Consider the following 24,275-nt stretch of genomic DNA (forward strand, 5'->3'; position numbering starts at 1 on the left):
AATCTATGGTGAGCCGGATTGACCGCAAAGAGTTCCGCGCCCGTACGCTCGGTCGATGTCGACGGGGCTAACGAGAGACAGGGCATGCAGCAACGGGCCTTTGCCATCAGCCCCGCAATGGCCGGGTTCATGCTTTTCCTTTCCGGCGCGGCCGCGCTGATCTTTCAGGTTCTCTGGATCAAGCAACTCTCGCTCGTCACCGGTGTCGATGTGCATGCGGTCAGCGCCGGCGTCAGCGCCTTCTTTCTCGGCCTTGCCCTCGGCAGCTTCGCCATTGGTCGCTTCGGTGATCGTGCCCGCCGTCCCTTGCGCCTCTATGCGCTGCTTGAGACCGGCGTCGCCCTGCTCGGCGTTGTCGCCACATTTGCACTGGCGCGGATCGCGCCTCTCTTCGTCTCGATCGAGTCGAGCTTGCCTGTTGTCGCGTGGGGGATGCTGATCCTGCTCGTCGCCACACCAGCCTTTCTGATGGGCGGCACGCTGCCTGTTCTTCTGCGCGGCCTGCAGTCGGCTCCCGGCGGGATCGGGACCAAAGGCGGACGCCTCTACGCTGCCAATACACTTGGCGCGATCGTCGGCTGCCTCGCCGTCTCCTTCGTCATCATTCCAGCGCTTGGGGTCCAGGCCACCGGCCTTGCCGCCGCCGCTCTCGGGCTAACCGCCGCTGCTATCGGCTTCTTGCGCAGTTCGGCTTTCGCCGTCTCCGCGCCGGACGCATCGCCGGCATCGTCCACTGGCGAAGGTGGGTCTCGCCTGGCGCTTGTTCTCTACGCGCTCGCCGGCGGCGTCGCGCTCGGCTACGAGGTCGCCTGGTCGCAGGCGATCGTGCAATTTATCTCCACCCGCTCCTTTGCCTTCTCCGTTGTGCTTGCCACCTACCTTGCCGGCCTTGCGCTGGGCGCAGCACTCTTTGCGCGGCGGACCGATCGGCTTGCCGATCCCTGGACCGCGTTCGGCCTGCTGATTACCGCCGCCGGCCTCGTCGCCCTTTTCGAACTGGCTGTGCTCGGCACCTGGCTCACCGCCTGGCAGACGAATGCCGAAGCTACGGTCGCAGCCATGACGGGCAGCATCTTTGCCGGCATGAGCGCGCGGTTTGTCGTGGCGGCGCTGAGCATCGTTTTCGTTCCGACGCTGATCCTCGGTGCTGCCTTTCCAGTCGCGTTGCGCCTTGCGGTCAACCCCGCCCATGTCGGGCGCGATACCGGCCGTGTGCTGGCGTTCAACACGCTCGGCGGCATCGCAGGAACCCTGGTCACGGGCTTTCTGCTGATCCCGGCACTCGGCATCATCCGCAGCTTTGCCATATTGGCGGTCGTCGCCGCCGTGATCGGCCTTGTCGCAATCTTCAGGGGCAAAGGCAGCGTGCTTGCCGGCTCTCGCCTGGTCGTGCCCGTGCTCGGCGCCCTCACGCTTTTGCTTGCGGTCCTCGTGCCATCGGACCGGCTCGCCACTCTGCTGACGAAGTCGCGCAGCGACGGTAGAATCATTTCCTACGAAGAGGGCCTCGGCGCCACGGTCGCGGTTATCGAGCAGGGGCAAGCCGACCGCCGCTTCCGCCGGCTCTATATCCAGGGTGTTTCCAACACCGGCGATGCCATGCCGTCGCTGCGCTACATGCGGCTGCAGGCTTTGTTGCCGCTCCTCATCCACAAGGGCGAACCGAAGTCGGCGCTGGTGATCGGGCTTGGAACCGGCATTACCGCCGGCTCGCTGCTCGCCTATCCCGGGCTGGAACGCCGCGTGGCAGCGGAGCTATTGCCCTCCGTTGCGCGTGCAACAAGCCTGTTCAAGGGCAATTATGACGCAGCCAAGGATCCCCGACTTGAGGTCCGGCTGCGCGACGGGCGCCGCGAACTGCTGCGCAGCCAGGAACGCTACGACCTCATCACCCTGGAGCCGCCGCCGCCATCGGCGGCCGGCGTCGTCAATCTCTACTCGTCGGACTTCTACCGCCTCGCGCGCGACCGCCTGGCTGAGAATGGCATGGTCGCGCAATGGCTGCCGATCGCAACCCAGAACGACGAAGACACCCGCTCCCTCGTCAGGAGCTTCCTCGACACCTTCCCCGAAGCTACGCTCTGGTCGACGGAACTGCACGAGATGCTGCTCATCGGCTCGCTCGAACCGCAACAGCTCGACGCGACACGAATTGCCGACCGGATGAAAGAGCGCTCGATTGCCGCAGCCCTCGGCGAGGTCGGCATTTCCAGCCCCGCGGATCTGCTGGCGACCTGGATGATGGACCGCACGGGGCTGGAACGTTACGCGGGTTCTGCACTTCCGGTGACCGACGACCAGCCTCGGATCGAATATGCAAGCTGGGTGCGCCCCGACGAGTTGCAGCGCACCCTTCCGGCGCTGATCGCCCTGCGGACGGAACTCCCGCTCCTTGCCGCCGACCCCGCAGCGAAAGCATCGATTGCCGAGGCGCACAACCGGCTGCTGCTCTTCTACCAGGCCTCGCTCAATGCCTATGCCGGCTACCGCGCCGAATGGGCTCGCGACATGGAGCTGCTGATGCAGGTCGAGCCGGCCAATCCCTATTACAAATGGTTCTTTTCAAGCAGTCAGCGATGACCGATTGGCTGAGGTGATCGATGCGGCTCCAAGCCCTGCGTCGGCACCTGCAAGCCGCGCTGCCAACCGCAACCGACCAAGAATAATTCCGCGAGAAATGCAGCTGGGCGCGAAATATTTGCGCAACAGCCCTTGTGAATGGGACGGATTTGCAACCCTGTCTCCGCGGTCACGGTATACTCTGTCGCTCAATCGAACCAACCATCTGTTGGACAGGGAGGCAGGGTATCTTCATGACAAACGAGGACAAGACCGGGGACGCGGCGACATCACGCGCCGCGATGGAAGGCGAGTTGGGCATTCTCGCACGGCGACGCATAGAGGCGGGCATTATCGCGCCGATCTATGAGGCAATGCGCGAAGAGATCGGCGAGGAGCGCGCCCAGGCTATTCTCGACAAGGCCGTCAGCCGCGCCGCGATCGAGGCCGGCAAGGCGTTTGCGGCGAAAACGCCTGGCGGTACCAACCTGCGGACATTCCAGGAGTTGCAGGATCTCTGGACGCAGGACGATGCCCTGACGATCGAGGTGACGAAGGCGACCGACGACGAATTCCACTACAACGTCAAGCGCTGTCGCTACGCCGAGACCTATCGCGAGATGGGGCTCGGCCATATCGGCCACCTGCTTTCCTGCAACCGCGACGGCGTGTTCTGCACCGGCTACGATCCGCGCATCACGCTCGAGCGCACGCAAACGGTGATGCAGGGCGCGTCCCATTGCGATTTCCGCTACCGCCTGAATGCTGAAGCAACCGGAGAGCAGAAATGACCACGGCGGGACAGCCAAGCAAAACCCCGGCCGCCGGCACCAACATGCCCGTTATCAACGGCGACCGGCTATGGGCTGATATCGTCACGACCGCTCGCTTCGGTGGCACCGACAAGGGCGGCGTCACCCGGCTGACACTGACGGAAGAGGACCGGCAGGTCCGCGACTGGTTCGTCGGCGAATGCCGCTCGCTTGGTTGCACGATCGACGTCGACGGGATCGGCAATATCTTCGCCACCTACCCCGGCGAAGATCCATCACTGCCGCCTATCGCCGTCGGCAGCCACCTTGATACCCAGCCGCAGGGCGGCAGGTTCGATGGCGTCCTCGGCGTTCTTGCCGGGGTTGAACTGATCCGCACGCTGAAGGAGACCGGCACAGTGCTGCGGCATGGCCTGACCGTCGTCAACTGGACGAACGAGGAAGGCTCGCGCTTCTCGCCGGCGATGATGGGGTCCGGCGTCTTTTCCGGCGCATCCTGCCTGGAAGCGATCGAGGCCCTGACTGACCGGGACGGGACGACCGTGAAGACGGCGCTCGAAACGATCGGCTATCGCGGCGAAATCCCTGTCGGACATGTGGGGTTTGCAGCCTATGTCGAACTCCACATCGAGCAGGGTCCACTCTTGGAAGCGGCCGCGACTGAAATCGGCATCGTCACAGGCGTGCAGGGTGTGCGCTGGTTCGACGTGTCCATTACCGGGACGGAAGCGCATGCGGGCAGCACCCCGATGGCTCAGCGCGACGACGCGCTGGTCGCCGCATCCCAGATCGTGCTCGCCGTGCGCGACATCGCGCGCCGTCATTCACCCGGTGTCGGGACAACAGGCTTTGCCACGGTCGGCCCCAATTCCCGCAATGTCGTGCCGGGCACAGTGCAATTGCAGATCGATATGCGTCACCCTTCGGAAGCAGGCCTGAACCAAATGCAGGCCGCGCTGGAGCAGGCTGTCGCAGCGATCGATGCCGAGATCGGGCTCAAACACATCTGGTCGAAGCAGCCGCTTGTCTTCGATCCCGATATCGTCGATGCAGTGCGTGCCAGCGCCGAGGCACTCGGCTATTCCGCAACCGAAGTGGTCTCCGGTGCCGGCCACGATGCAGCCCATATCGCCGGCATCTGCCCGACGGCCATGATCTTCGTGCCTTCCAAGGACGGGCTGTCGCACAACGAGGCGGAATGTTCCTCGCCTGAGGAATGCGCGCGCGGTACAGACGTCCTGCTGCAGACGGTACTGCAGATCGACCTGAAATAACGACAGATGTCGCCGGCAGGGTTTCCCACCGGCGACGTTTTCTCAGTGCGTGCTGGTTCAGCCGCGGGCTGAATCCAATTTCTCGTGCTCTTTTTCGACCTGCTGTGCCTTCAGGTAGCTTTCGATCAGCAACTGATATTCCGGGAAGATCTTGGTGTAGATCTCGGCCCATTGCTGCGCATCGTCACGATGCCAGGTGCGCTGAAGCTCGGAAGCGACGGCCGCCGTGTCCATCGGGACAACGCCCGCCTGGACGACGCGGGCAAGCGTGATCTCCTGCGCCATCTTCGAGTAGGTACCCGATGCGTCGACGACGGCGAAGACCTTGTAGCCTTCATGGACGGCGCTGATCGCCGGGAATGCCATGCAGACGCTGGTGATGGTGCCGGCAATGATCAGCGTCTTGCGGCCCGTCGCCTTGACGGCCGCCACGAAGTCCGGATTGTCCCAAGCGTTGATCTCGCCGCGACGCGCAATGTACGTGGCATGCGGCGCATTCGCATGGATTTCCGGGATCAGCGGACCATTCGGCCCCTGCGGCACCGATGCCGTGGTGATGACAGGCATCTTCGTCAGCGTCGCCATGCTTGCAAGGGCCGCCGCATGGGCGCGCAGCTTCGGCATCGGCATGTCGTTGACGGTCTGGAACAGCCCGCTCTGGTGATCGATCAGAAGCATGACCGCATCATCGGGATCGATGACCGGGCGAGCGCCGTTGAAGTTGGCGACATTGTTGACGTTCGTCATGGGTATTCTCCTGTTGCCAGACCGCAATTAGCGGGAAGCCTTGGTGGTGGTGTAGCTGCTGATCAGGTTGCGGTAGTCGGGGATATGGTTGGAGAACAGCGTTCCCAGCCCCTCGACGTCGTTGCGCCAATCGCGATGCAGTTCGCAGGCGAGACCAAACCAGGTCATCAGTTGGGCGCCGGCTTGCGACATGCGATCCCAGGCCGAATGGCGGGTGATTTCGTTGAACGTGCCTGACGCGTCAGTGACGACGAAGACGTCAAAACCTTCCTCGAGGGCGGACAGGGCTGGGAAGGCAACGCAGACCTCGGTGACGACGCCGGCAATGATCAGCTGCTTCTTGCCGGTGGCCTTGACCGCCTTGACGAAGTCTTCATTGTCCCAAGCATTGATCTGTCCGGGGCGGGGGATGAATGGTGCATCCGGGAACATTTCCTTCAGTTCCGGCACGATCGGGCCGTTCGGGCCATCCTCGAAGCTGGTCGTCAGAACAGTCGGCAGCTTGAAATATTTCGCGAGGTCCGCGAGCGCCAGAACGTTGTTCTTGAACTTGTCGGGATCGATATCCCTGACCAGCGAGAGCAGACCCGCCTGGTGGTCGACGAGCAGAACCGCAGCCTGATCCTTGTCGAGACGCTTGTAGGTTTTTGCCATAGTGAAGACTCCTTCATCTTTCGTCTTGTCCGCGTGCTCGGGCCGTTGGTCGGCCGTCATGGGCTCGGCGCGGAGTTCCGAGCCCACGAGAACTCAAAGTGCCGGTGCGGCAACGGCCCCGAAGCTGCCGTTCTGGAAGTCGGCGAAGGCCTGACGGATTTCGTCGGCCGTGTTCATCACGAAGGGGCCGTGCATGACCACGGGTTCATCGATCGGCTCGCCGCTCAAGACGAGAACGGTCGCATCGGAGCTGGCGTCGAGCGTAATGGCGCCGCCTTCGCGGCCGAGGAGGCCGAACTGGGCTTCGCCGATCAGATCGCTGCCGTTCACCAGCACGGTGCCGTGTAGCACCGCCAGGCCGACCGAATGGCTCTCAGGCAGGTCGAGTGCAAGAGAGCCACCCCGTTTCAGGCGGAGGTCCCAAAGATTGATCGGGGTAAATGTCTTCGCAGGTCCATTGCGACCGTCGAACGCGCCGGCGATCACCCGCAACGTCCCGGCATCCTCCGGCAGCGTCACCGTCGGAATGTCGCCGTTGACCAGCGTCTGGTAACCAGGCTTTGCGGATTTGGCGCGCGCCGGCAGGTTGACCCAGAGCTGGACCATCTCCAGCGTCCCGCCCTGTTTGGTGAAGGCGTCGGAATGGTATTCTTCGTGCAGGATGCCGCCGGCGGCCGTCATCCATTGCACGTCGCCGGGACCGATATGGCCGCCATTGCCTGCCGAGTCGCGATGATCCACTTCGCCGCGATAGACGATGGTCACCGTCTCGAAGCCGCGATGCGGATGCACGCCGACGCCACGCGGCCGGCTGTCCGGTGCAAATTCTGTCGGGCCTGCATAGTCGAGCAGCAGGAACGGGCTTGCATGCTCGCCGACGCTGTCGTGAGACAGCAGGGAGCGGACCGGAAAGCCGTCACCGACCCAGTGCTGTCGGGCGTTTCCAAAGATGCCGAGTATCTTGCGCATGTCTGTTTCTCCTTGTGCATCGCCTTGCAAGCGATGACGTTGGGAGGAACATATTCTCGCGACAAATCTGGCGGTAGACAGCCAAATCGGACTATAGTGTCCTATCAATAGGACAATCATCCGCCATGCAGGACCTGAACGATCTTAAGCTTTTCGTCGATGTCGTCGAGCAGAACGGTTTTGCCGCAGCCGCGCGCAAGCTCAATATGCCGCGTTCGCGGCTGAGCCGCCGCATCGGCTTGCTGGAAGAACAGCTTGGCGTCCGCCTTGTTCAGCGTTCGACGCGCCACTTCGTCGTGACGGATATCGGCAGGGAGTACTATCGCCATTGTGTGGCGATGCTGGTCGAGGCGGAAGCCGCGCAGGAGGTGATCGACCGTATGCGCTCCGAGCCGCAGGGCGTCGTGCATGTCAGTTGTCCCTCCTCGGTCCTCTATTTCCAGGTCGGCGAGATGATTGCCCGCTTCATGGCCGGCTGCCCGAAGGTCGAGGTGGTGCTCGAAAGCACCAACAGGCAAGTGGATGTGCTGCGCGAAGGCATAGACGTGGCCATCCGCGTTCGTTTTCCACCGCTCGAGGAGAGCGATCTCGTGATCAAGAGACTGGCCGAAAGCGGGCAGCGCCTGGTCGCCAGCCCCGGACTGCTCGGTCTGGATGCACGGCCGCTGAAGCCCGCCGATCTCACGGCCCTTCCGAGCCTGGCATGGAATTCCAACCGGCAGGAGCATGAGTGGTGCCTGGACGGGCCTGATGGTGCCAATGCCATTGTCCGCCATCACCCGCGGCTTGTCACCGAAGATATGGTGGCCCTGCGCCTCGCCGCCCTGAAAGGCGTCGGCGTCACCCAGCTGCCGACCATGGTCGTCAGGCAGGACCTGAAGGACGGAACGCTGGTCGACGTGCTGCCCGACTGGGCGCCCCGATCAGGCATCATTCACGCAGCCTTTCCATCGCGGCGCGGCCTGCTTCCCTCGGTCAGGGCTCTGCTCGACTTTCTCGCGGCCGAATATGCCGAACTTGCACGCCTTGACGAGCCGGGGACCTGATCGGCGCCGATGACGCGCCGCAAGCCGCAGCCTCAGGAATGGTCGGCGGCGCGGGTCTTCAGGATTGCCGAAAAGCGCGGGTCAAATGTGCGGCTGATCGGCTCGGCGGCAGCGCCGATCGCGACCGCCCAAGGATCGGTGAAGCCGACCTGCAGGCGCGGCAGACTGCGATCACGGCGATCGGCGAGTGACGGAAGCAGCGGTTGCATCGCATCCGTGACCAGCCGCGCCAGGCCGGGCGGAAGCCCGCCGCACAGGATCACCGTCTGCGGGTCGAAGATGGTTTCGAGTGCCTGGACAGCCGCGCGCAGTTCGTAGACGGCCGCATCCAGCCAACCGGGCAACCTGATATCTTCACTCTCCACGGCCGCATCAATGTGGGCATAGAGGTCCGGATCGGCAGGATCGAGCGCGAGTAGCTTGCACAGAGAGGCGATCGACGCGCGGTATTCAAGCGGGGTGCGCTCATGCTCGGCAGCACCGCGCGGCAGGCTGAGAATCATGCCGATCTCGCCGGCATTGCCATTGGCACCGCGATAAAGCTCGCCGTTGAGGATCAGCCCCGCGCCAAGGCCGTAGCCGAGATAGATGCAGATCGCGTGATCGACGCCATGGGCGGCGCCGACCAGGCGCTCGGCCGTCGCTGCAGCGGCCGAGTCGTTCTGCAGGCCGACATCGAGACCTGTGCCTGCAGCAAGCGTTTCGAGCAGCGGGAAATTCTGCCACGCCGCCATCATCCAGGGATCGTCAGCGTCGGCGTCGATACCGAAGGGACCGGGCATCGCCGCACCGAGCCCGACGAGGCGATCCTCCGATTGCGGCGCGATCGACGCCAGGTCGCTTCGGGTCTTTTCGATCAGGTCGAGAATGGTTTTCACGCCGGTCGCCGGCCCGCCCGCCGGAAGGTTGGCCTCCCGGCGCGCCAGGACCGTCCCCACCAGGTCGACGGCGATGGTGCGTGTGACGTGCCTGTCGATCTGCAGGCCGATCGCGAAGGCGCCCTCGGCAACCAGACGATAGGGCGTTGACGGCTGTCCCCGGCCGCTGCGAACGACTGCCAGCGACTGAACCAGCCCGTCACGCTCAAGCTCTTCGATGATGTTTGAAACCGTCTGCTTCGTCAGCGCCGTCGCACGGGCAAGATCGGCGCGGGACAGCTGCCCGTTCAACCGCAACGCGTCGATCATGACACGACGGTTGTGGGCGCTCGCCCCTTCCTGGTTGGTGCCGCTCTTTGCCCGGATCGGGCGTAAATCATTCATCCTCAAAACCCTCTTGACACTGTTAGAATATTGAACAAGAAATAAGTCAAGACAATTGACTTAATTGAGAGCCGCAAAGAGCTCCAGGGGAACGAAGGTCATGGCCAAAGGTCGTCACCAGCGCTCCGATAGATATGTCGACGGCCGTCCGCAAGCGGGCGGATTTCTTATATTCGGTGCACCGGGGAGGTGTATCGGCAAAACTGAACCGCTCAGTTATTGGAGGCAGGAATGTTGAAATCCATTAAAACCACGTTGCTCAGCGCAACCTTGCTCGGCTTGTCCTTTGCCGGCCACGCCTATGCTGAAACCACACTCAATGCGCTGTTCATGGCGCAGGCGGCCTATAGCGAAGCCGACGTGCGTGCGATGACCGAGGCCTTCACCAAGGCCAACCCGGATGTGAAGGTGAACCTCGAATTCGTTCCTTACGAAGGCTTGCATGACAAGACCGTGCTGGCCCAAGGCTCCGGCGGCGGTTACGACGTCGTGCTCTTCGACGTGATCTGGCCGGCCGAATACGCCGCCAACAAGGTGCTGGTCGATGTCTCCGACCGGATCACCGACGAGATGAAATCCGGCGTGCTGCCGGGCGCCTGGACCACGGTCGAATATGACGCCAAGCGCTACGGCATGCCGTGGATCCTCGATACCAAATACCTGTTCTACAACAAGGAAATCCTCGAGAAGGCCGGCATCAAGGCGCCGCCGAAAACCTGGGACGAACTGACGGAACAGGCCAAGATCATCAAGGACAAGGGGTTGCTCGCAACGCCTATCGCCTGGAGCTGGTCGCAGGCCGAAGCCGCTATCTGCGACTACACCACGCTTGTTAGCGCCTATGGCGGCAAGTTCATCGACGGCGGCAAGCCTGCCTTCACGTCCGGCGGCGGTCTCGACGCGCTCAACTACATGGTCACGAGCTATTCTTCGGGCCTGACAAATCCGAACTCGAAGGAATTCCTCGAGGAAGACGTTCGCAAGGTCTTCCAGAACGGTGAAGCAGCCTTCGCGCTCAACTGGACCTACATGTACAACCTCGCAAACGACCCGAAGGAAAGCAAGGTTGCCGGCAAGGTCGGCGTCGTGCCGGCACCGGGTGTTGCGGGCAAGAGCGAGGTGTCGGCCGTCAACGGGTCGATGGGCCTCGGCATCACCTCGACCAGCAAGCACCCGGACGAAGCGTGGAAGTACATCGTCCACATGACATCGCAGCCGACGCAGAATGCCTATGCCAAGCTGAGCCTGCCGATCTGGGCCTCGTCCTATGAAGACGCCAATGTCACCAAGGGCCAGGAAGAGCTGATCGCCGCCGCCAAGCTCGGCCTTGCCGCCATGTATCCGCGCCCGACGACGCCGAAGTACCAGGAGCTTTCGACAGCCCTGCAGCAGGCGATCCAGGAAGCGTTGCTTGGACAGGCCTCCGCCGAGGATGCACTCAAGACCGCCGCCGAAAACAGCGGTCTCTGATCCCACGGCTTCGACCTCCCGGGTGGCCCTGCCGCCCGGGACTTGCCGGAACGGTTTCACCGGCAATAGCATGAGCCCACGGCATAATTCCTTAAATCGGAATCGACTTAAGGAATTATGCGGCAGGTTTAAAGCGCTACAGCGTGCTTTGCGCGTCATATCTGATGCGCGGCGCTGTAGATGGCCTAAAAGGTTTCCATCCCATGTCCGGTACCTGGATAACAACACGCGCGTGGCTGCTGATGCTGCCGCTGCTCGCAGTCATGATCGCTGTCATCGGTTGGCCGTTGGTCGACACCGTCAGGCTTTCGTTCACTGACGCAAAGCTCGTCGGCACCGAAGGCAGCTTCGTCGGCCTCGACAACTATGCCAAGGTGCTCGGCGGTTCGAACTTCCTGCGGGCCTTGGTCACGACCACATGGTTTGCGGTTGTCTCGGTGACCGCCGAAATGGTGATCGGCGTGCTGGCGGCCCTGCTGCTCAATCAGCAATTCCGCGGCCGCACGGCATTGCGCGCCTTGATGATCCTGCCCTGGGCGCTGCCGACGGTCGTCAACGCGACGCTGTGGCGGCTGATCTACAATCCGGAATATGGTGCACTGAACGCGGCCCTGACGCAGATCGGCCTGATCGACAGCTATCGCTCCTGGCTCGGCGAGCCTGGCTCGGCGCTGACAGCCCTGATCGTCGCCGACTGCTGGAAGAACTTTCCGCTCGTTGCCCTGATCGCGCTTGCAGCTCTCCAGGCGGTGCCGCGCGACATCACGGCCGCCTCGCTCGTCGATGGCGCAGGCCCGTTCAACCGCTTCCGCTATGTCATCATGCCCTATCTCGCCGGCCCGTTGCTCGTGGCGCTGGTGCTGCGCACGATCGAAGCCTTCAAGGTCTTCGACCTCATCTGGGTCATGACACGCGGCGGCCCGGCCAACAGCACGCGCACGCTGTCGATCCTCGTCTATCAGGAAGCTTTCTCGTTTCAGCGGGCAGGGTCCGGCGCCTCGCTGGCGCTGATCGTCACACTGCTGGTGACCGTACTTGCGGTCGCCTATGCCGCACTTGTGCGCAAAGCCGCGGGAGCCACCTGATGGAACGCCAGAGCCCACTGTTCACTGCCTTCATCTACGCCTGCGCCCTGTTGCTGACGGCCGTCATCCTGGCGCCTGTTGTGTGGCTCTTCGTCATGAGCATCTCGTCTGCGGCCGACCTTTCGGCAAAGCCGCTCAACTGGTGGCCTGATGAGATCGATCTGTCGCGCTATGGGCTGCTGCTGACCACGCTCGAAAACACCGCCGGCGCGGCCTTCGTCGCTTCGCTCTTCAACAGCCTGAAGGTCGCCGGCATGGCGACGCTTGCCGCCATCGCCGTTGCCATTCCCTCGGCCTGGGCCGTGTCGCGCACGCCCACCGTCTCCTGGTCGCTTTACGCGGTGATCGCCACCTACATGCTGCCGCCGGTGGCGCTTGCGGTGCCGCTCTATATGGGCCTTGCCACTCTCGGCCTGTTGAATTCGGTCTTCGGCCTTGCACTCGTCTATCTCACCATCCTTGCGCCCTTCACCACCTGGCTGCTGAAGTCCGGCTTCGATTCCATTCCCAAGGAGATCGAGAGCGCTGCCATGATCGACGGCGCCAGGCTGGATCAGATCCTCAGGCTGATCACCCTGCCGCTCGCCGCCCCCGTGATGGCGACCTCGGCACTCTTTGCCTTTCTGCTTGCCTGGGACGAATTCTTCTATGCGCTGCTGTTCACCTCGGACCTGCGCGCAAAAACCCTGACGGTCGCCATCGCCGATCTCGCCGGCGGCCGCGTTTCCGACTACGGACTGATTGCGACCGCCGGCGTGCTAGCCGCCCTGCCTCCGGTGCTGATCGGCCTCATCATGCAAAAAGCCCTGATCTCCGGGCTCACCAGTGGCGGCGTCAAGGGATGACCATGAGCGATACCAGAAACCGCCCGGCCGGGCTCATTGCAATCGACCGTGAAATGGCCCGTCAGGCTTCAGACGCCGTCGCCTCGTTCCACGCCGCACAGGCGCTCACCGGCAGGATCGCTGCATCGCTCAGATCGACCGGCAAGCTGCTACTGCTCGGAATGGGCGGCTCGCATGCGGTTGGTCGCGCGCTCGAACCGCTCTACCGGGCCCACGGCATCGATGCTATCGCGCTGCCGCTGTCCGAACAGCTGGGCCAGCCGCTGGCGATCGAAGGCAAGACGATCCTCGTCACATCGCAGTCCGGTGAAAGTGCGGAAGTTCTGCGCTGGTTCGCCGAGACCAATGGGGCGACCGGCGACACCTTCGGCCTGACCCTCGAAGAGGGTTCCTTCTTGGCCCGCAGCGCCCCATCGCTGGTCGGGGTCGGTGGCACCGAAAAGGCATTTGCCGCGACACGCAGCCTGACGATCAGCTTCGCGCTGCACCTCTCGATCCTTGCCGCCCTCGGAGACGACGCATCCGCGGCACTGCAGGCGATCGAAGCACCGCAGACGCCCGACACAACGTCGGCGCTCGCAGCGCTTGCGGATGTCCGCGCCGTGGTAACGTCCGGCCGCCAACTTCAGGGACTTGCCGAAGCGATCGGGCTCGGTCTGACCGAGTTGTCCCGGCTGCCCTGCTTCTCGCTCGAAGGCGGGCAGCTGCGGCACGGGCCAATGGAAATGCTCGGCCCGTCGGTCGGCGTCGTCTTGTTTCGCGCCGCCGATGCAACTGCCGGCCTCGTCAGCGTCATGGCGGTTTCCGCAGCCGAAGCCGGTTCTCCGGTTGTCGTCTTTGATGCCTCCGGCGAGGCACCAATCGCTGGCGTGACCACGCTTTCCTTCAAACCGGCCGCCGGCATGGCCGCGATCTTTGCGATGCTGCCGGTGGCGCAGTTGTTCATGATCGCCTTTGCCGAGGCGCGTGTCGTCGATGCCGGAACGCCGGTCCGATCGACCAAGATTACCCGGAGCGAATGAAGCATGCGTCCTCTTGTCGTCATCGGCAACGTCAACGTCGATCTGATCCTCGGGCCGGCCGCACCCTGGCCAAAGGCCGGCACCGAAGTCATCGTCGATCACGATGAGCTGCGCGTCGGCGGCTGCGCCGGCAACAGCGCGCTTGCCTGGGATTCGCTCGGTGTCGATTATGCGATCGCCGCCAACATCGGTAACGACCAGTTCGGCACCTGGCTGAAAGACGCCTTTGCCGAGCGGGCCAGTGGCTGGCCGGTCGAAAACGTCGGCACGACGCTGTCGGTCGGCATTACCCATCCGGACGGCGAGCGCACCTTCTTCACCACCCGTGGACACCTACCGCTCTTAAATTTCGACGAAATCCGGACAATGCTCGACGGCGAGCACCTGCGTGGCGGTCTGGCGCTGCTTGCCGGCTCCTTCCTCACCGACGCGCTGACCGCCGCCTATGACGATGTCTTCGACTGGGCCGAGGCGCATGACATCGCCGTGGCACTCGACACCGGCTGGCCGCTCGACGGCTGGACGGATGCCAACTGCGCGGCGACGATCGGCTGGCTGAAACGCTGTCGGCTCGCGCTCTTCAACGAGGTCGAGACGACGACGCTGACGGGCCTTGTCGATGCGGCAGAGGCAGCGCGCGCGCTCAAGTCCCACATGCCGGCCGACGCGATCGTCGTCGTCAAGCGCGGGCCGAACGGCGCCCTTGCCCTCGGCCCGACCGGAGACATCGTCTCCATCGTCGCGCCCACGGTCAAAGTGATCGACACGATCGGCGCGGGCGACGTGTTCAACGCCGGGTTCCTTGCAGCCCTTGCCGCCGGAATGCCGCTGGAAAACTGCCTTCGCACCGGCGTCACCATCGCCTCTGAGGCAATCTCGACGCTGCCGCGCAGCTATGGAAAACCCTTGTCCGCCTTTCTTCAGGAGACGATCGCATGAGCGCGCTTGAGATCCACAACATCCACAAGCGCTACGGCGAAGTCGAAACGCTGAAGGGCATCGACATCGCGCTGGAAAGCGGCGAGTTTCTCGTGCTGCTCGGCTCTTCGGGCTGCGGCAAGTCGACCCTGCTCAATATCATCGCCGGCCTTGCCGAGCCGAGCGGTGGCGATATCCGCATCGGGCCTCGGTCGATCATCGGGATGCACCCAAAGGATCGCGACATCGCCATGGTGTTCCAATCCTATGCGCTCTACCCAAACATGAGCGTTGCCCGCAACATCGGTTTCGGCCTCGAAATGCGTAAAGTTCCGGCGCCGGAACGGGAAAAGGCGGTCATTGAGACAGCGAAGCTGCTGCAGATCGAAAACCTGCTTGAGCGCAAGCCGAGCCAGCTCTCTGGCGGCCAGCGACAGCGCGTCGCCATCGGCCGGGCGCTCGTGCGAAACCCGCAGGTTTTCCTCTTCGACGAGCCGCTGTCGAACCTCGATGCCAAGCTGCGGATGGAGATGCGCACCGAGCTGAAGCGCCTGCACCAATTGCTGAAGACGACGGTTGTTTATGTCACCCATGACCAGATCGAGGCGATGACGCTTGCTACGCGCATCGCCGTCATGCGCGACGGCCGCATCGAACAGCTCGGCACGCCGGAAGAGATCTACGATCGCCCGGCCACGCTTTATGTCGCGGGCTTCGTCGGCTCGCCGCCGATGAACATTTTTGAGGCTGAAGTATCAGACAGCAGTTTGCGCGTGGAAGGCGGCGACCAGCCGATCGCCCTGCCGGCGCGTTTTCATGGCAAGGTGCAGAATGGCCAACGCGTCAAGGTCGGCATCCGCCCGGAGGCGCTGCGGCTGGCAACAGCCGAGTCCAATGCACTGCGGCTGACGGCGCGCGTCGAGGTTGTCGAGCTGACCGGCCCGGAACTGGTGGTGACGGCGCGCATCGGCGACCAGCGCATCACCGCCTGCCTGCCGCCGCGCACGCAGCTGGCCATCGATGCGGAGCGAACATTCGCTTTCGACGAGGGCGCCTTGCATCTGTTCGACCCGGAAACCGGTCGGTCCTTGCTTTCCGGTTGATGCGGAAAGGGGCTCGCTCGGTCCCGGCGCCTATCGCGTACCCAAAGCGAGTGGCGAAGTGACGTTCGATATGTCGACCTGCGGCGGAGGCGCCGCAAGCACTGTTCCGCGGCCCTCATGCCCGGATGCCACGACCGCCCCTGCCAACGGTATTTGTGCATCAGTTGAACGACGAGGTTTTCAGGAATTCGGCCAGGCGCTCAGTCTGCGGCTTCAGGAACATCTCCCGCGGATTGCCCTCTTCGCCGATGCGCCCCTGGTTCATGAAGATCACCCGGGAAGACACCTCGTAGGCAAACCGCATCTCGTGCGTCACGAGCAACATGCTCATCCCGTCCTCCGCCAGCCCCTTGATCACCTGCAGCACCTCGTTGACAAGCTCCGGATCGAGCGCAGAGGTCACCTCGTCGAACAGCATCAGCTTCGGGTTCATGGCAATCGCCCGGGCGATCGCTACGCGCTGCTGCTGACCGCCCGAAAGCTGGCCGGGATAATGATCCCTGTGCGAGAGCAACCCCACCCGGTCGAGCCATTTCTCGGCCACCGACAGTGCTTCGTCCCGCCCCATGCCGCGCACCTTGATAAGGCCGAGCATGACGTTCTTCGCCGCGCTCATGTGCGGAAAGAGGTTGAACTGCTGGAACGCCATGCCGGTCATTGCCCGCTGGCGGGCGATTTCCTTTTCCCGCTTGCGCCGCCTGACGCCGGCGACGGTGTCATAGCCGATCTCCTGGCCGTCAATGCGGATCGACCCGCCCTGGAACTCCTCCAGCATGTTGATGCAGCGCAGCATCGTCGTCTTGCCCGAGCCGCTGGAGCCGATGATCGAAATGACCTCGCCCTGCGCCATTGTGCAATCGACGCCCTTCAGCACCTCGACGGGGCCATAACGCTTGTGGAGGTCGCGGATTTCAAGAAGTGCCTGGGTCATCGGATCCGGTGCCTCACGATGGGACGGCTGTCTTGCGCTCGACGTAACGGCCGAAGCGCTCGATGCTGTAGTTGATGACAAAATAGAGGAAGCCGGCGAAGAAATAGAACTCGAGGCTCATGAAAGTGCGCGAGATCAGCTCCTGCGTGCGCAGCAAAAGCTCGGCGACGCCGATGATCGACAGCAGCGTCGAAGCCTTGACCATTTCGGCGGCGGTATTCACCCAGGCCGGCAAGGCCTGCCGCAAAGCCTGAGGACCAAGGATATAGGCAAAAGTCTGCGGGAATGTCAGGCCGATCGCCTTGGCCGCCTCCGTCTGTCCCTTGGGGATCGCCTGAAGCGCGCCGCGGACCAGTTCACCCACATGCGAGCTGCAGAAAACCGAAAGGGCAAGGATGCCGGCCTGGAACGGCCCGAGATCAATGCCGATGGTGCTGAGCACGTAGTAGCTGGCGAGAACCAGCACCAGTACCGGCGTGCCGCGGATGAAGTCGGTATAGCCGCGCACGATGAAGCGCACGGGTTTGTAGCCGTAGGTCAGGGCGAGACCGACGAAGACGCCGAGCACCGTCCCGACAACGATGGACAGGAAAGAAATGGAAACCGATACGCCGAGACCCTTGAGAAGGGGGATGCGGGCGATCCAGAGCTGGTCGAGGAATGCGGAAAGATCCATGGCGATCACCTCGGCACGGCAAGTCGGCGCTCGACCGCGCGCATCAATGCGGCGAGAAGCGAACAGGTGGCGACATAGAGGCAGCTGGCGACGATCCACGTCTCAATCACCCGGAAGCTTTCGACATTGATCTTGCGCGCCTCGAAGGTCAGTTCGGGAACGGCGATCGCGGCTGCAAGCGAGGTATCCTTGAACAGGGAGATCATCGTGCTGCCGAGCGAGGGAAGTACATTGCGCAGCATCAGCGGCAGGATAATCGAGGTGCGGATCTGCATTTCCGTGAGCCCGATCGCCAGTCCCGCCTCCCTTTGGCCAGGAGGCACGGAAAGCAACCCGCCGCGGAACACCTCGGCGAGATAGGCGCCGGAATAGATCGCCAGCGTCAGCACGAAACTCTCGATCTTACCTAGCCTGACGCCAAGCTGCGGCAGGGCAAAGTAGCTGAACAGCACCAGCACCAGGATCGGCGTGTTGCGGATCGCGGTCACATAGAAGCCGGCCGGCTTGCGTAGAACCATGGACTTCGACACCAGCCCGAAGGCGGTGACGAGGCCGATGAGACAACCGGCGAGGATCGCCGCGAAGGCGAGGCCGAGACTGAGAGCCAGACCTTCGAGCAGAAGGTCGAAAGACCGCCAGACTGCGGCGAAATTCAACTGATAACCCATGTCTTCAGCCATCCATGCCGACAGGACAGGCGTCGATCCCGCACGAGTACGGGATCGACCGAACGGAAGCGCCTACTTGAATTCGACCGGAAAGCCGATCTGCGGCGGCGTCAGGTCCTTGCCGAACCAGGTCTTGAACGACTTCGCATAGAAATCGAAATCCACCCCGGTCATGGCTTCGTGCAGCGCGGTGTTGACGAAGTTCAGCCAGTCCTGATCCCCGCGCTTGACGCCGCAGGCATAGGTCTGCGGGTTCCAGCCATAGCCGGCGTCCTTGTAGCGATCGGGGTTCTGGGTCATGTACCAGGCAAGCGACGACTGGTCGGTGGCCACAGTATCGGCCCGGCCGGATTCGAGCGCCTGATAGATGAGGTCGACAGATTCATACTGATCGACGGTCGCTTCCGGCAATGCCGCATGAACCATCGCCTCGGCATAGACGTTCTGCAGAACCGACACGGTCACCGATGAACCCGCCGCCTTCAGCGCCGCATAGTCGGCATATTTGCCGTCCGACTTCAGCATCAGGCCGACGCCTTCGCGATAATAGGGGATGGTGAAGGCGATCTGCTGGGCGCGCTCGCCGGTCACCGTCATGAACTGGCAGGTGATGTCCACCTTGTTGGTGGTGATGTTCGGGATACGGGCGTCTGATGACTGGTTGACGTATTCGATCTTTTCCGGGTCGCCGAACAGCGCCTTGGCGATGATCCGGCCCATGTCGACATCGAAGCCCTGAAGCTTGTCTTCGGCGCTCTTGAAGTGCCACGGTGCATTGGTGCTGCCGGTGCCGAGCACGAGATGACCGCGCGCGAGAATTTCGTCGAGTTTGCTCGCTGGCTGCTGCGCCTGTGCCGGCAAGGTAATGGAGGCGGCTGCGATGGCGGCAGCCGCGAGAACTGTCTTGATCATCTGCATTCTCCCATTTTTGGGTTCCCGTCATTATTCCATTATACAGTATCACAATCCTGAATAATGGATTGACGTATGAAATGCCGACGGTCATAACTTGTCAAGGGTGGATGATGTAGCTTCCCCGTGTGCCGCGCCCGACAAAAGGAAGTGATGAGCGATGCCCCTGCCGATCGAAACGCCCGCCGTGCTGGTCGATATCGAGATCGCCAAGCGCAACATCCGCACGTTCCAGGACTACGCGGACATCAACGGCATCCGCGTTCGGCCGCATATCAAGACCCACAAGTTGCCGCAGATGGCCGAGCTGCAGCTCGACGCCGGCGCCATCGGCATCACCTGCCAGAAGGTGACCGAAGCTGAAGCGATGGTGGACGGTAGTGCGCGGATCAACGATGTCCTCATCACCTACAACATTCTCGGAACGCCCAAGCTCGACCGGCTCGAGCGCCTTAATGGACGCATCGCGCTGGCAGTCGTCGCCGACAACGAGACGGTCATCAATGGACTTTCCCGTCACTTCTCGACCAAGGGCAAGCCGCTTCGGGTGTTCGTCGAATGCAACACCGGCGCGGACCGTTGTGGCGTCGCTTCGCCCGTGGAAGCCGCCCGTCTGGCCCGCCTGATCAATGATGCCAAGGGTATCGAATTCGCCGGCCTGATGACCTATCCGCCAATCGCCGGCGAGGCAAAGGTTCAGGCCTTCATGAGCGAGGCCAAGCGCCTGATCGAGGCGGACGGCCTGACCGTGCCTGCGATCACCTCGGGCGGCACGCCGAGCATGATGCATTCGGCCGGCGCGCCGATTGCATCCGAATATCGGCCCGGCACCTATATCTACAACGACCGCTCCCTCGTTTCGCGCGGCGTCGCAACCTGGGACGACTGCGCCCTCACCGTACTGGCGACCGTCGTCTCGGTGCCTTCTGAGCACCGTGCGATCATCGATGCGGGCAGCAAGGTTCTGACCGCCGACCTCCTAGGCCTCACCGGCTATGGCCATGTGCTTGGCCGCGACGACATCCGCATAGACCAGCTCTCGGAGGAACACGGCCGACTTGTGACCGACGGACCGATCGGCCTGACGGTCGGGCAGCAGCTGCGCATCGTTCCCAATCATGCCTGCGTCGTGACCAACATGGTCGACGCCGTGCATATCGTCGAGGGCGACGAGCCGAAGGCCATCTGGCCGATCGTCGCCCGTGGCCACGTGCTCTAGCGGGTTTGTTGCTGCGGCAACCGTTCTTTGGCTGAGTTTTCCTAGGCCCCGCTTCGTCCCAGAAGGGTCGCATCCCTAGCAGTCCCGTGCCCAAACCGCGTCCATACGGCCGCCCGATCACATAGCCCATCCGGAATTTTGATGTGCGCGTCAAAGGGCTCATGCTATTCTCCGCCCGGTTCGCCACTGACAGGAGATCGGCGACCAGACGGGCGTTGGGCAAACCGTTCCTTAAAAAGGCACAACAACGATAGGACTTTTCCCGATAGCCACCTCCCGCATCATCAGTTTGCGTTGAAGCAGTCAATTAAATTGATAGTTTTATCTGGTAACCGATGGAGGTCGAGATGGGCTTTGGACGAATTACCGGAATTGTGGGACTGGCAATTGTAGTCGGAGGCCTGCAGCTTGGTGCTGCAAGTGTGGCTTTTGCCGACACGACGATCCTGAACGTGTCCTATGACCCGACACGTGAACTTTACAAGGACTTCAACGCTGCCTTCGCTGAAAAGTGGAAGGCGGACACCGGCGAAACCGTGACGATCCAGACATCGCATGGCGGCTCCGGCAAGCAGGCCCGCTCCGTGATCGACGGACTGCAGGCCGACGTCGTGACGCTGGCGCTTGAGGCGGACATCGACGCGATCGCCAAGGAAACCGGAAAGATCCCGGCAGACTGGAAGACCAAGTTCGAAAATAACAGCGCACCCTACACGTCGACGATCGTCTTCCTGGTGCGCAAGGGCAACCCGAAAGGCATCAAGGACTGGGGCGATCTCGTCAAGGACGACATCCAGGTGATCACGCCGAACCCGAAGACCTCGGGCGGCGCGCGCTGGAACTTCCTGGCAGCCTGGGCCTACGCACGTGCGGCCAATGGCGGCGACGATGCCAAGGCGCAGGCATTCGTTACCGATCTGTTCAAGCATGTGCCGGTGCTCGATACCGGTGCGCGCGGCTCGACCACGACCTTCGTCCAGCGCGGCCTTGGCGACGTGCTGCTCGCCTGGGAAAACGAAGCCTATCTTTCGCTCGAGGAACTCGGCCCGGATAATTTCGACATCATCACGCCGTCGATCTCGATCAAGGCCGAGCCGCCGGTCGCGCTGGTTGACGGCAATGTCGATGCCAAGGGTACGCGCAAGGTCGCCGAGGCCTATCTCGGTTACCTCTACAGCGACGCCGGCCAGAAAATCGCTGCGAAGCATTACTATCGCCCGTTCAAGCCGGCGGCTGCCGACCCCAAGGATGTCGCTCGCTTCGGTGATCTCAAGCTGGTGACGATCGAGGACTTTGGCGGCTGGAAGGAAGCGCAACCGAAGTTCTTCGGCGACGGTGGTGTGTTCGACCAGATCTACAAGCCGGGGCAATAATCGACCCTGTTCATGACATGAGAAGATCGGCCGGACCATTCGATCCGGCCGATCCCGTGCTACAGCGCCGCGCGTCAAATATGACGCGTAAAGGGACGCTGTAGCGCTTTGAACTTGCTGCAAATTTCCTCGTAAAACCGTTTCCGATTTGAGGAGGAAATTGTGCAGTGGGCCCACATGGGGATTGCGGGCATCATTGAGGACCGCTTGGGTTTTTTGCCTTGGGCATGAGAGGTGAGTTGGATTTGAGAGAGCATGGCCACAACAGGCGCTGGCGGTTTCGYCAGCCGAGYGTGCTTCCGGGGTTTGGTCTGGCGCTCGGCGTCACGCTATTCTGGCTGGTTTTGATCATCCTCATTCCTTTGTCGGGCCTGATCTGGCGTTCGAGCGGNGTGCTTCCGGGGTTTGGTCTGGCGCTCGGCGTCACGCTATTCTGGCTGGTTTTGATCATCCTCATTCCTTTGTCGGGCCTGATCTGGCGTTCGAGCGGCCTCGGCTGGTCGCAGTTCATGACGCTGGCGCTCGAAACCCGCACGCTCAATGCACTCAGGATCAGTTTCGGCACGGCCTTTGTCGCCGCCATCGTCAATCTGATCTTCGGCGTCATCCTCGCCTGGGTGCTGGTGCGCTATCGTTTCCCCGGCAAGCGGGTGATCGACGCCATGGTCGACCTGCCTTTTGCGCTGCCGACGGCGGTCGCCGGCATTGCGCTGGCGACACTGTATGCCCCGAACGGCTGGATCGGCGCGCTGCTGGCCCCACTTGGCATCAAGATCGCCTTTACCCCCGTCGGCATCGTCATCGCGCTGATCTTCGTCGGCCTGCCCTTCGTCGTCCGGACCGTGCAGCCGATCATGGAGGAGATCGACAAGGAAGTGGAGGAGGCCGCCGCCACGCTCGGCGCCAGCCGCTTCCAGACGATCCGCCGGGTGCTGTTGCCGGGGCTGCTGCCAGCTGGGCTGACCGGCTTTGCGCTCGCCTTTGCCCGCGGCGTCGGCGAATACGGCTCGGTGATCTTCATCGCCGGCAACCTGCCCTACGTCTCCGAGATCGCYCCGCTCTTGATCGTCATCCGGCTGGAAGAGTTTAATTATCCCGCCGCCACCGCCATTGCCGCGGTGATGCTGGTGATCTCCTTTGCCATGCTGCTCGTCATCAACTCGATCCAGGCCTGGAGCCGGCGGAGATATGTCTATGTCGCCTGATCTCGCTACAGCCGCCCATCACGTGCGCGCCGCCACCTCGGAAAGCCGCTTTGCTCGCTTAAGCCTGACGCTGGCAGCGCTTGCCTTCGTCGCCTTGTTCCTGCTGCTGCCGCTGGCCGCCGTCTTTACCGAGGCGCTGCGCAAGGGACCGGCCGAATTCCTGTCGGCGCTTGGCGATGCCGAGACCTTYTCCGCCATCCGCCTGACGCTGATTGTCGCCGCCATCGCCGTGCCGCTCAACCTCGTCTTCGGCGTCGCCGCCGCCTGGGCGATCGCCAAGTTCGAGTTCATCGGCAAGGCCTTCCTGACGACGYTGATCGACCTGCCGTTCTCGGTCTCGCCGGTGATCTCCGGTCTGGTCTTCGTGCTTCTGTTCGGCTCGCACAGCCTCATCGGCCCGTGGCTGCAGAGCCATGGCATCCAGATCCTGTTTGCCGTGCCGGGRCTGGTGCTGGCCACCGTCTTCGTCACCTTCCCCTTCGTTGCCCGCGARCTGATCCCGYTGATGCAGGAACAGGGCACCAGCGACGAGGAGGCGGCGCTGTCCTTGGGCGCGTCCGGCTGGCAGACCTTCTGGCATGTGACGCTGCCCAACATCAAATGGGGGCTGCTTTACGGCGTGCTCCTGTGCAACGCCCGCGCCATGGGYGAGTTCGGCGCGGTGTCGGTGGTYTCGGGCCATATYCGTGGCCAGACCAACACCATGCCGTTGCAGGTGGAAATCCTCTATAATGAATATAACTTCGTCGCCGCCTTTGCGGTTGCGACGTTGCTGGCGCTGCTGGCGCTGGTCACCCTCGTCTTGAAAACGGCGCTCGAGCTTCGCTACAGCGCCGAGATCGCCGCCAGCCGCAGGCATTGAAAGGTCCGGATCGTCATGGAAGTCCGCGTTCAGAACATACGCAAGGAATTCGGCCGCTTTCCGGCGCTCGACGATGTCTCGCTCGACATCCGCTCGGGCGAGCTGATCGCGCTGCTCGGCCCCTCCGGCTCGGGCAAGACGACGCTGTTGCGGCTGGTCGCCGGTCTCGAAAGCCCGACCGACGGCACGATCTTCTTCGGCGACGAGGATGCCTCGCAAAAGACCGTGCAAGAGCGCAACATCGGCTTCGTGTTCCAGCACTATGCCCTGTTCCGTCACATGACGGTGCTCGACAATGTCGCCTTCGGGCTGAAGGTGCGTCCGGCCAACCGCCGGCCACCGGCGGCCGACATCCGCAAGCGCGCGCTTGATCTCATCGATCTCGTCCAGCTCTCCGGGCTTGAGAAGCGTTATCCGGCGCAGCTGTCGGGCGGCCAGCGCCAGCGCGTGGCGCTCGCCCGCGCCATGGCGGTCGAGCCGAACGTGCTTCTGCTCGACGAGCCCTTCGGCGCACTCGATGCCCAGGTCAGGAAGGAACTCAGGCGCTGGCTGCGCGAGATCCACGACCGYACCGGCCACACCACCATCTTCGTCACCCATGACCAGGAAGAGGCGCTGGAACTTGCCGACCGGGTGGTGGTGATGAGCAAGGGCACGATCGAACAGGTCGGCACCCCCGACGAGATCTACGACCATCCGGTN

The 24,275-nt window shown here is 62.8% G+C and carries 22 protein-coding genes and 1 pseudogene; 15 read left to right on the forward strand and 8 right to left on the reverse strand.

Going from position 1 to position 24,275, the window contains the following annotated elements:
- The first annotated feature begins 18 nt into the window (after positions 1-18).
- The 3 genes from ASD52_RS36160 to ASD52_RS36170 all read left to right on the forward strand — a co-directional run bounded on the left by ASD52_RS36160 (position 19) and on the right by ASD52_RS36170 (position 4,606).
- Positions 19-2,580, forward strand: a complete 2,562-nt coding sequence (locus ASD52_RS36160) for a fused MFS/spermidine synthase (RefSeq protein WP_244497546.1) — start codon at positions 19-21, stop codon at positions 2,578-2,580.
- A gap of 233 nt (positions 2,581-2,813) precedes the next feature.
- Complete coding sequence (locus ASD52_RS36165; RefSeq protein ID WP_025428485.1) at positions 2,814-3,350, forward strand: L-2-amino-thiazoline-4-carboxylic acid hydrolase; 537 nt, start codon at positions 2,814-2,816, stop codon at positions 3,348-3,350.
- A complete protein-coding gene (locus ASD52_RS36170) occupies positions 3,347-4,606 on the forward strand; it encodes a Zn-dependent hydrolase (RefSeq protein WP_057226784.1) in 1,260 nt (419 codons plus the stop codon). Before ASD52_RS36165 ends, ASD52_RS36170 begins: the two co-directional genes overlap by 4 nt.
- A 57-nt stretch (positions 4,607-4,663) precedes the next feature.
- Here the strand turns inward: ASD52_RS36170 and ASD52_RS36175 are convergent, their stop codons facing one another.
- The 3 genes from ASD52_RS36175 to ASD52_RS36185 form a co-directional block, all read right to left on the reverse strand.
- Entirely contained in the window at positions 4,664-5,353 is a 690-nt protein-coding gene (locus ASD52_RS36175; RefSeq protein WP_057226787.1) for an isochorismatase family protein, read from the reverse strand.
- 27 nt (positions 5,354-5,380) lie between these two features.
- The gene (gene ycaC, locus ASD52_RS36180) at positions 5,381-6,007 is read right to left on the reverse strand and encodes an isochorismate family cysteine hydrolase YcaC (protein WP_057226865.1); all 627 of its coding nucleotides are present in this window, start codon (positions 6,005-6,007) and stop codon (positions 5,381-5,383) included.
- Between the two features lie 93 nt (positions 6,008-6,100).
- The gene (locus tag ASD52_RS36185) at positions 6,101-6,976 is read right to left on the reverse strand and encodes a pirin family protein (protein WP_057226790.1); all 876 of its coding nucleotides are present in this window, start codon (positions 6,974-6,976) and stop codon (positions 6,101-6,103) included.
- Positions 6,977-7,101: 125 nt separating this feature from the next.
- On the opposite strand from ASD52_RS36185, the gene ASD52_RS36190 reads away from it, so the two are divergent.
- Positions 7,102-8,022: a LysR family transcriptional regulator gene (locus ASD52_RS36190; protein ID WP_057226793.1), complete on the forward strand. Its 921-nt coding sequence runs from the start codon at positions 7,102-7,104 to the stop codon at positions 8,020-8,022.
- Positions 8,023-8,054: 32 nt separating this feature from the next.
- Here ASD52_RS36190 and ASD52_RS36195 read toward each other — a convergent pair whose 3' ends face one another.
- Complete coding sequence (locus tag ASD52_RS36195) at positions 8,055-9,284, reverse strand: ROK family transcriptional regulator (protein ID WP_025428480.1); 1,230 nt, start codon at positions 9,282-9,284, stop codon at positions 8,055-8,057.
- Positions 9,285-9,515: 231 nt separating this feature from the next.
- On the opposite strand from ASD52_RS36195, the gene ASD52_RS36200 reads away from it, so the two are divergent.
- The 6 genes from ASD52_RS36200 to ugpC all read left to right on the forward strand — a co-directional run bounded on the left by ASD52_RS36200 (position 9,516) and on the right by ugpC (position 15,727).
- Positions 9,516-10,754: an extracellular solute-binding protein gene (locus ASD52_RS36200; RefSeq protein WP_025428479.1), complete on the forward strand. Its 1,239-nt coding sequence runs from the start codon at positions 9,516-9,518 to the stop codon at positions 10,752-10,754.
- A 203-nt stretch (positions 10,755-10,957) separates the two neighbouring features.
- Positions 10,958-11,839, forward strand: coding sequence for a sugar ABC transporter permease (locus ASD52_RS36205; RefSeq protein WP_025428478.1), 882 nt, complete (start codon positions 10,958-10,960; stop codon positions 11,837-11,839).
- Positions 11,839-12,684: a carbohydrate ABC transporter permease gene (locus ASD52_RS36210; protein ID WP_025428477.1), complete on the forward strand. Its 846-nt coding sequence runs from the start codon at positions 11,839-11,841 to the stop codon at positions 12,682-12,684. Before ASD52_RS36205 ends, ASD52_RS36210 begins: the two co-directional genes overlap by 1 nt.
- Entirely contained in the window at positions 12,681-13,706 is a 1,026-nt protein-coding gene (locus tag ASD52_RS36215; RefSeq protein WP_025428476.1) for an aminotransferase, read from the forward strand. Before ASD52_RS36210 ends, ASD52_RS36215 begins: the two co-directional genes overlap by 4 nt.
- A gap of 3 nt (positions 13,707-13,709) precedes the next feature.
- The gene (locus ASD52_RS36220) at positions 13,710-14,645 is read left to right on the forward strand and encodes a carbohydrate kinase family protein (RefSeq protein ID WP_025428475.1); all 936 of its coding nucleotides are present in this window, start codon (positions 13,710-13,712) and stop codon (positions 14,643-14,645) included.
- Positions 14,642-15,727: a sn-glycerol-3-phosphate ABC transporter ATP-binding protein UgpC gene (gene ugpC, locus ASD52_RS36225; protein ID WP_025428474.1), complete on the forward strand. Its 1,086-nt coding sequence runs from the start codon at positions 14,642-14,644 to the stop codon at positions 15,725-15,727. The genes ASD52_RS36220 and ugpC overlap by 4 nt, the downstream gene beginning before the upstream one ends.
- A 160-nt stretch (positions 15,728-15,887) precedes the next feature.
- On the opposite strand, the gene ASD52_RS36230 is transcribed toward ugpC, so the two are convergent.
- The 4 genes from ASD52_RS36230 to ASD52_RS36245 form a co-directional block, all read right to left on the reverse strand.
- The gene (locus tag ASD52_RS36230) at positions 15,888-16,658 is read right to left on the reverse strand and encodes an amino acid ABC transporter ATP-binding protein (protein WP_057211363.1); all 771 of its coding nucleotides are present in this window, start codon (positions 16,656-16,658) and stop codon (positions 15,888-15,890) included.
- A 13-nt stretch (positions 16,659-16,671) separates the two neighbouring features.
- Entirely contained in the window at positions 16,672-17,334 is a 663-nt protein-coding gene (locus ASD52_RS36235; RefSeq protein ID WP_057211365.1) for an amino acid ABC transporter permease, read from the reverse strand.
- 5 nt (positions 17,335-17,339) lie between these two features.
- On the reverse strand, positions 17,340-18,002 hold the full coding sequence (locus ASD52_RS36240) for an amino acid ABC transporter permease (RefSeq protein ID WP_025428472.1): 663 nt from the start codon (positions 18,000-18,002) through the stop codon (positions 17,340-17,342).
- A gap of 72 nt (positions 18,003-18,074) precedes the next feature.
- On the reverse strand, positions 18,075-18,914 hold the full coding sequence (locus ASD52_RS36245; protein ID WP_025428471.1) for a transporter substrate-binding domain-containing protein: 840 nt from the start codon (positions 18,912-18,914) through the stop codon (positions 18,075-18,077).
- A 160-nt stretch (positions 18,915-19,074) separates the two neighbouring features.
- Between ASD52_RS36245 and ASD52_RS36250 the strand changes: the two genes are divergently transcribed.
- The 5 genes and pseudogenes from ASD52_RS36250 to ASD52_RS40510 form a co-directional block, all read left to right on the forward strand.
- Entirely contained in the window at positions 19,075-20,133 is a 1,059-nt protein-coding gene (locus ASD52_RS36250) for a D-TA family PLP-dependent enzyme (RefSeq protein ID WP_057211367.1), read from the forward strand.
- A gap of 347 nt (positions 20,134-20,480) precedes the next feature.
- Complete coding sequence (locus ASD52_RS36255) at positions 20,481-21,506, forward strand: sulfate ABC transporter substrate-binding protein (protein ID WP_025428469.1); 1,026 nt, start codon at positions 20,481-20,483, stop codon at positions 21,504-21,506.
- Positions 21,507-21,898: 392 nt separating this feature from the next.
- A pseudogene (cysT, locus tag ASD52_RS36260) lies at positions 21,899-22,711 on the forward strand (sulfate ABC transporter permease subunit CysT); the annotation flags it as partial.
- Positions 22,701-23,573 carry a sulfate ABC transporter permease subunit CysW gene (gene cysW / locus ASD52_RS36265; protein WP_057211371.1) on the forward strand — a complete coding sequence of 291 codons (873 nt, stop codon included), beginning with the start codon at positions 22,701-22,703 and terminating at the stop codon, positions 23,571-23,573. The pseudogene cysT and the gene cysW, both read left to right, overlap by 11 nt.
- A gap of 15 nt (positions 23,574-23,588) precedes the next feature.
- Positions 23,589-24,274, forward strand: a 686-nt coding sequence (locus ASD52_RS40510; RefSeq protein WP_244497547.1) for a sulfate ABC transporter ATP-binding protein, incomplete at its 3' end; no start/stop codon positions are given.
- Position 24,275 lies beyond the last annotated feature (1 nt).

The sequence above is a fragment of the Ensifer sp. Root142 genome, from assembly GCF_001426785.1.
GTDB classification, from domain to species: Bacteria; Pseudomonadota; Alphaproteobacteria; order Rhizobiales; family Rhizobiaceae; genus Ensifer; species Ensifer canadensis.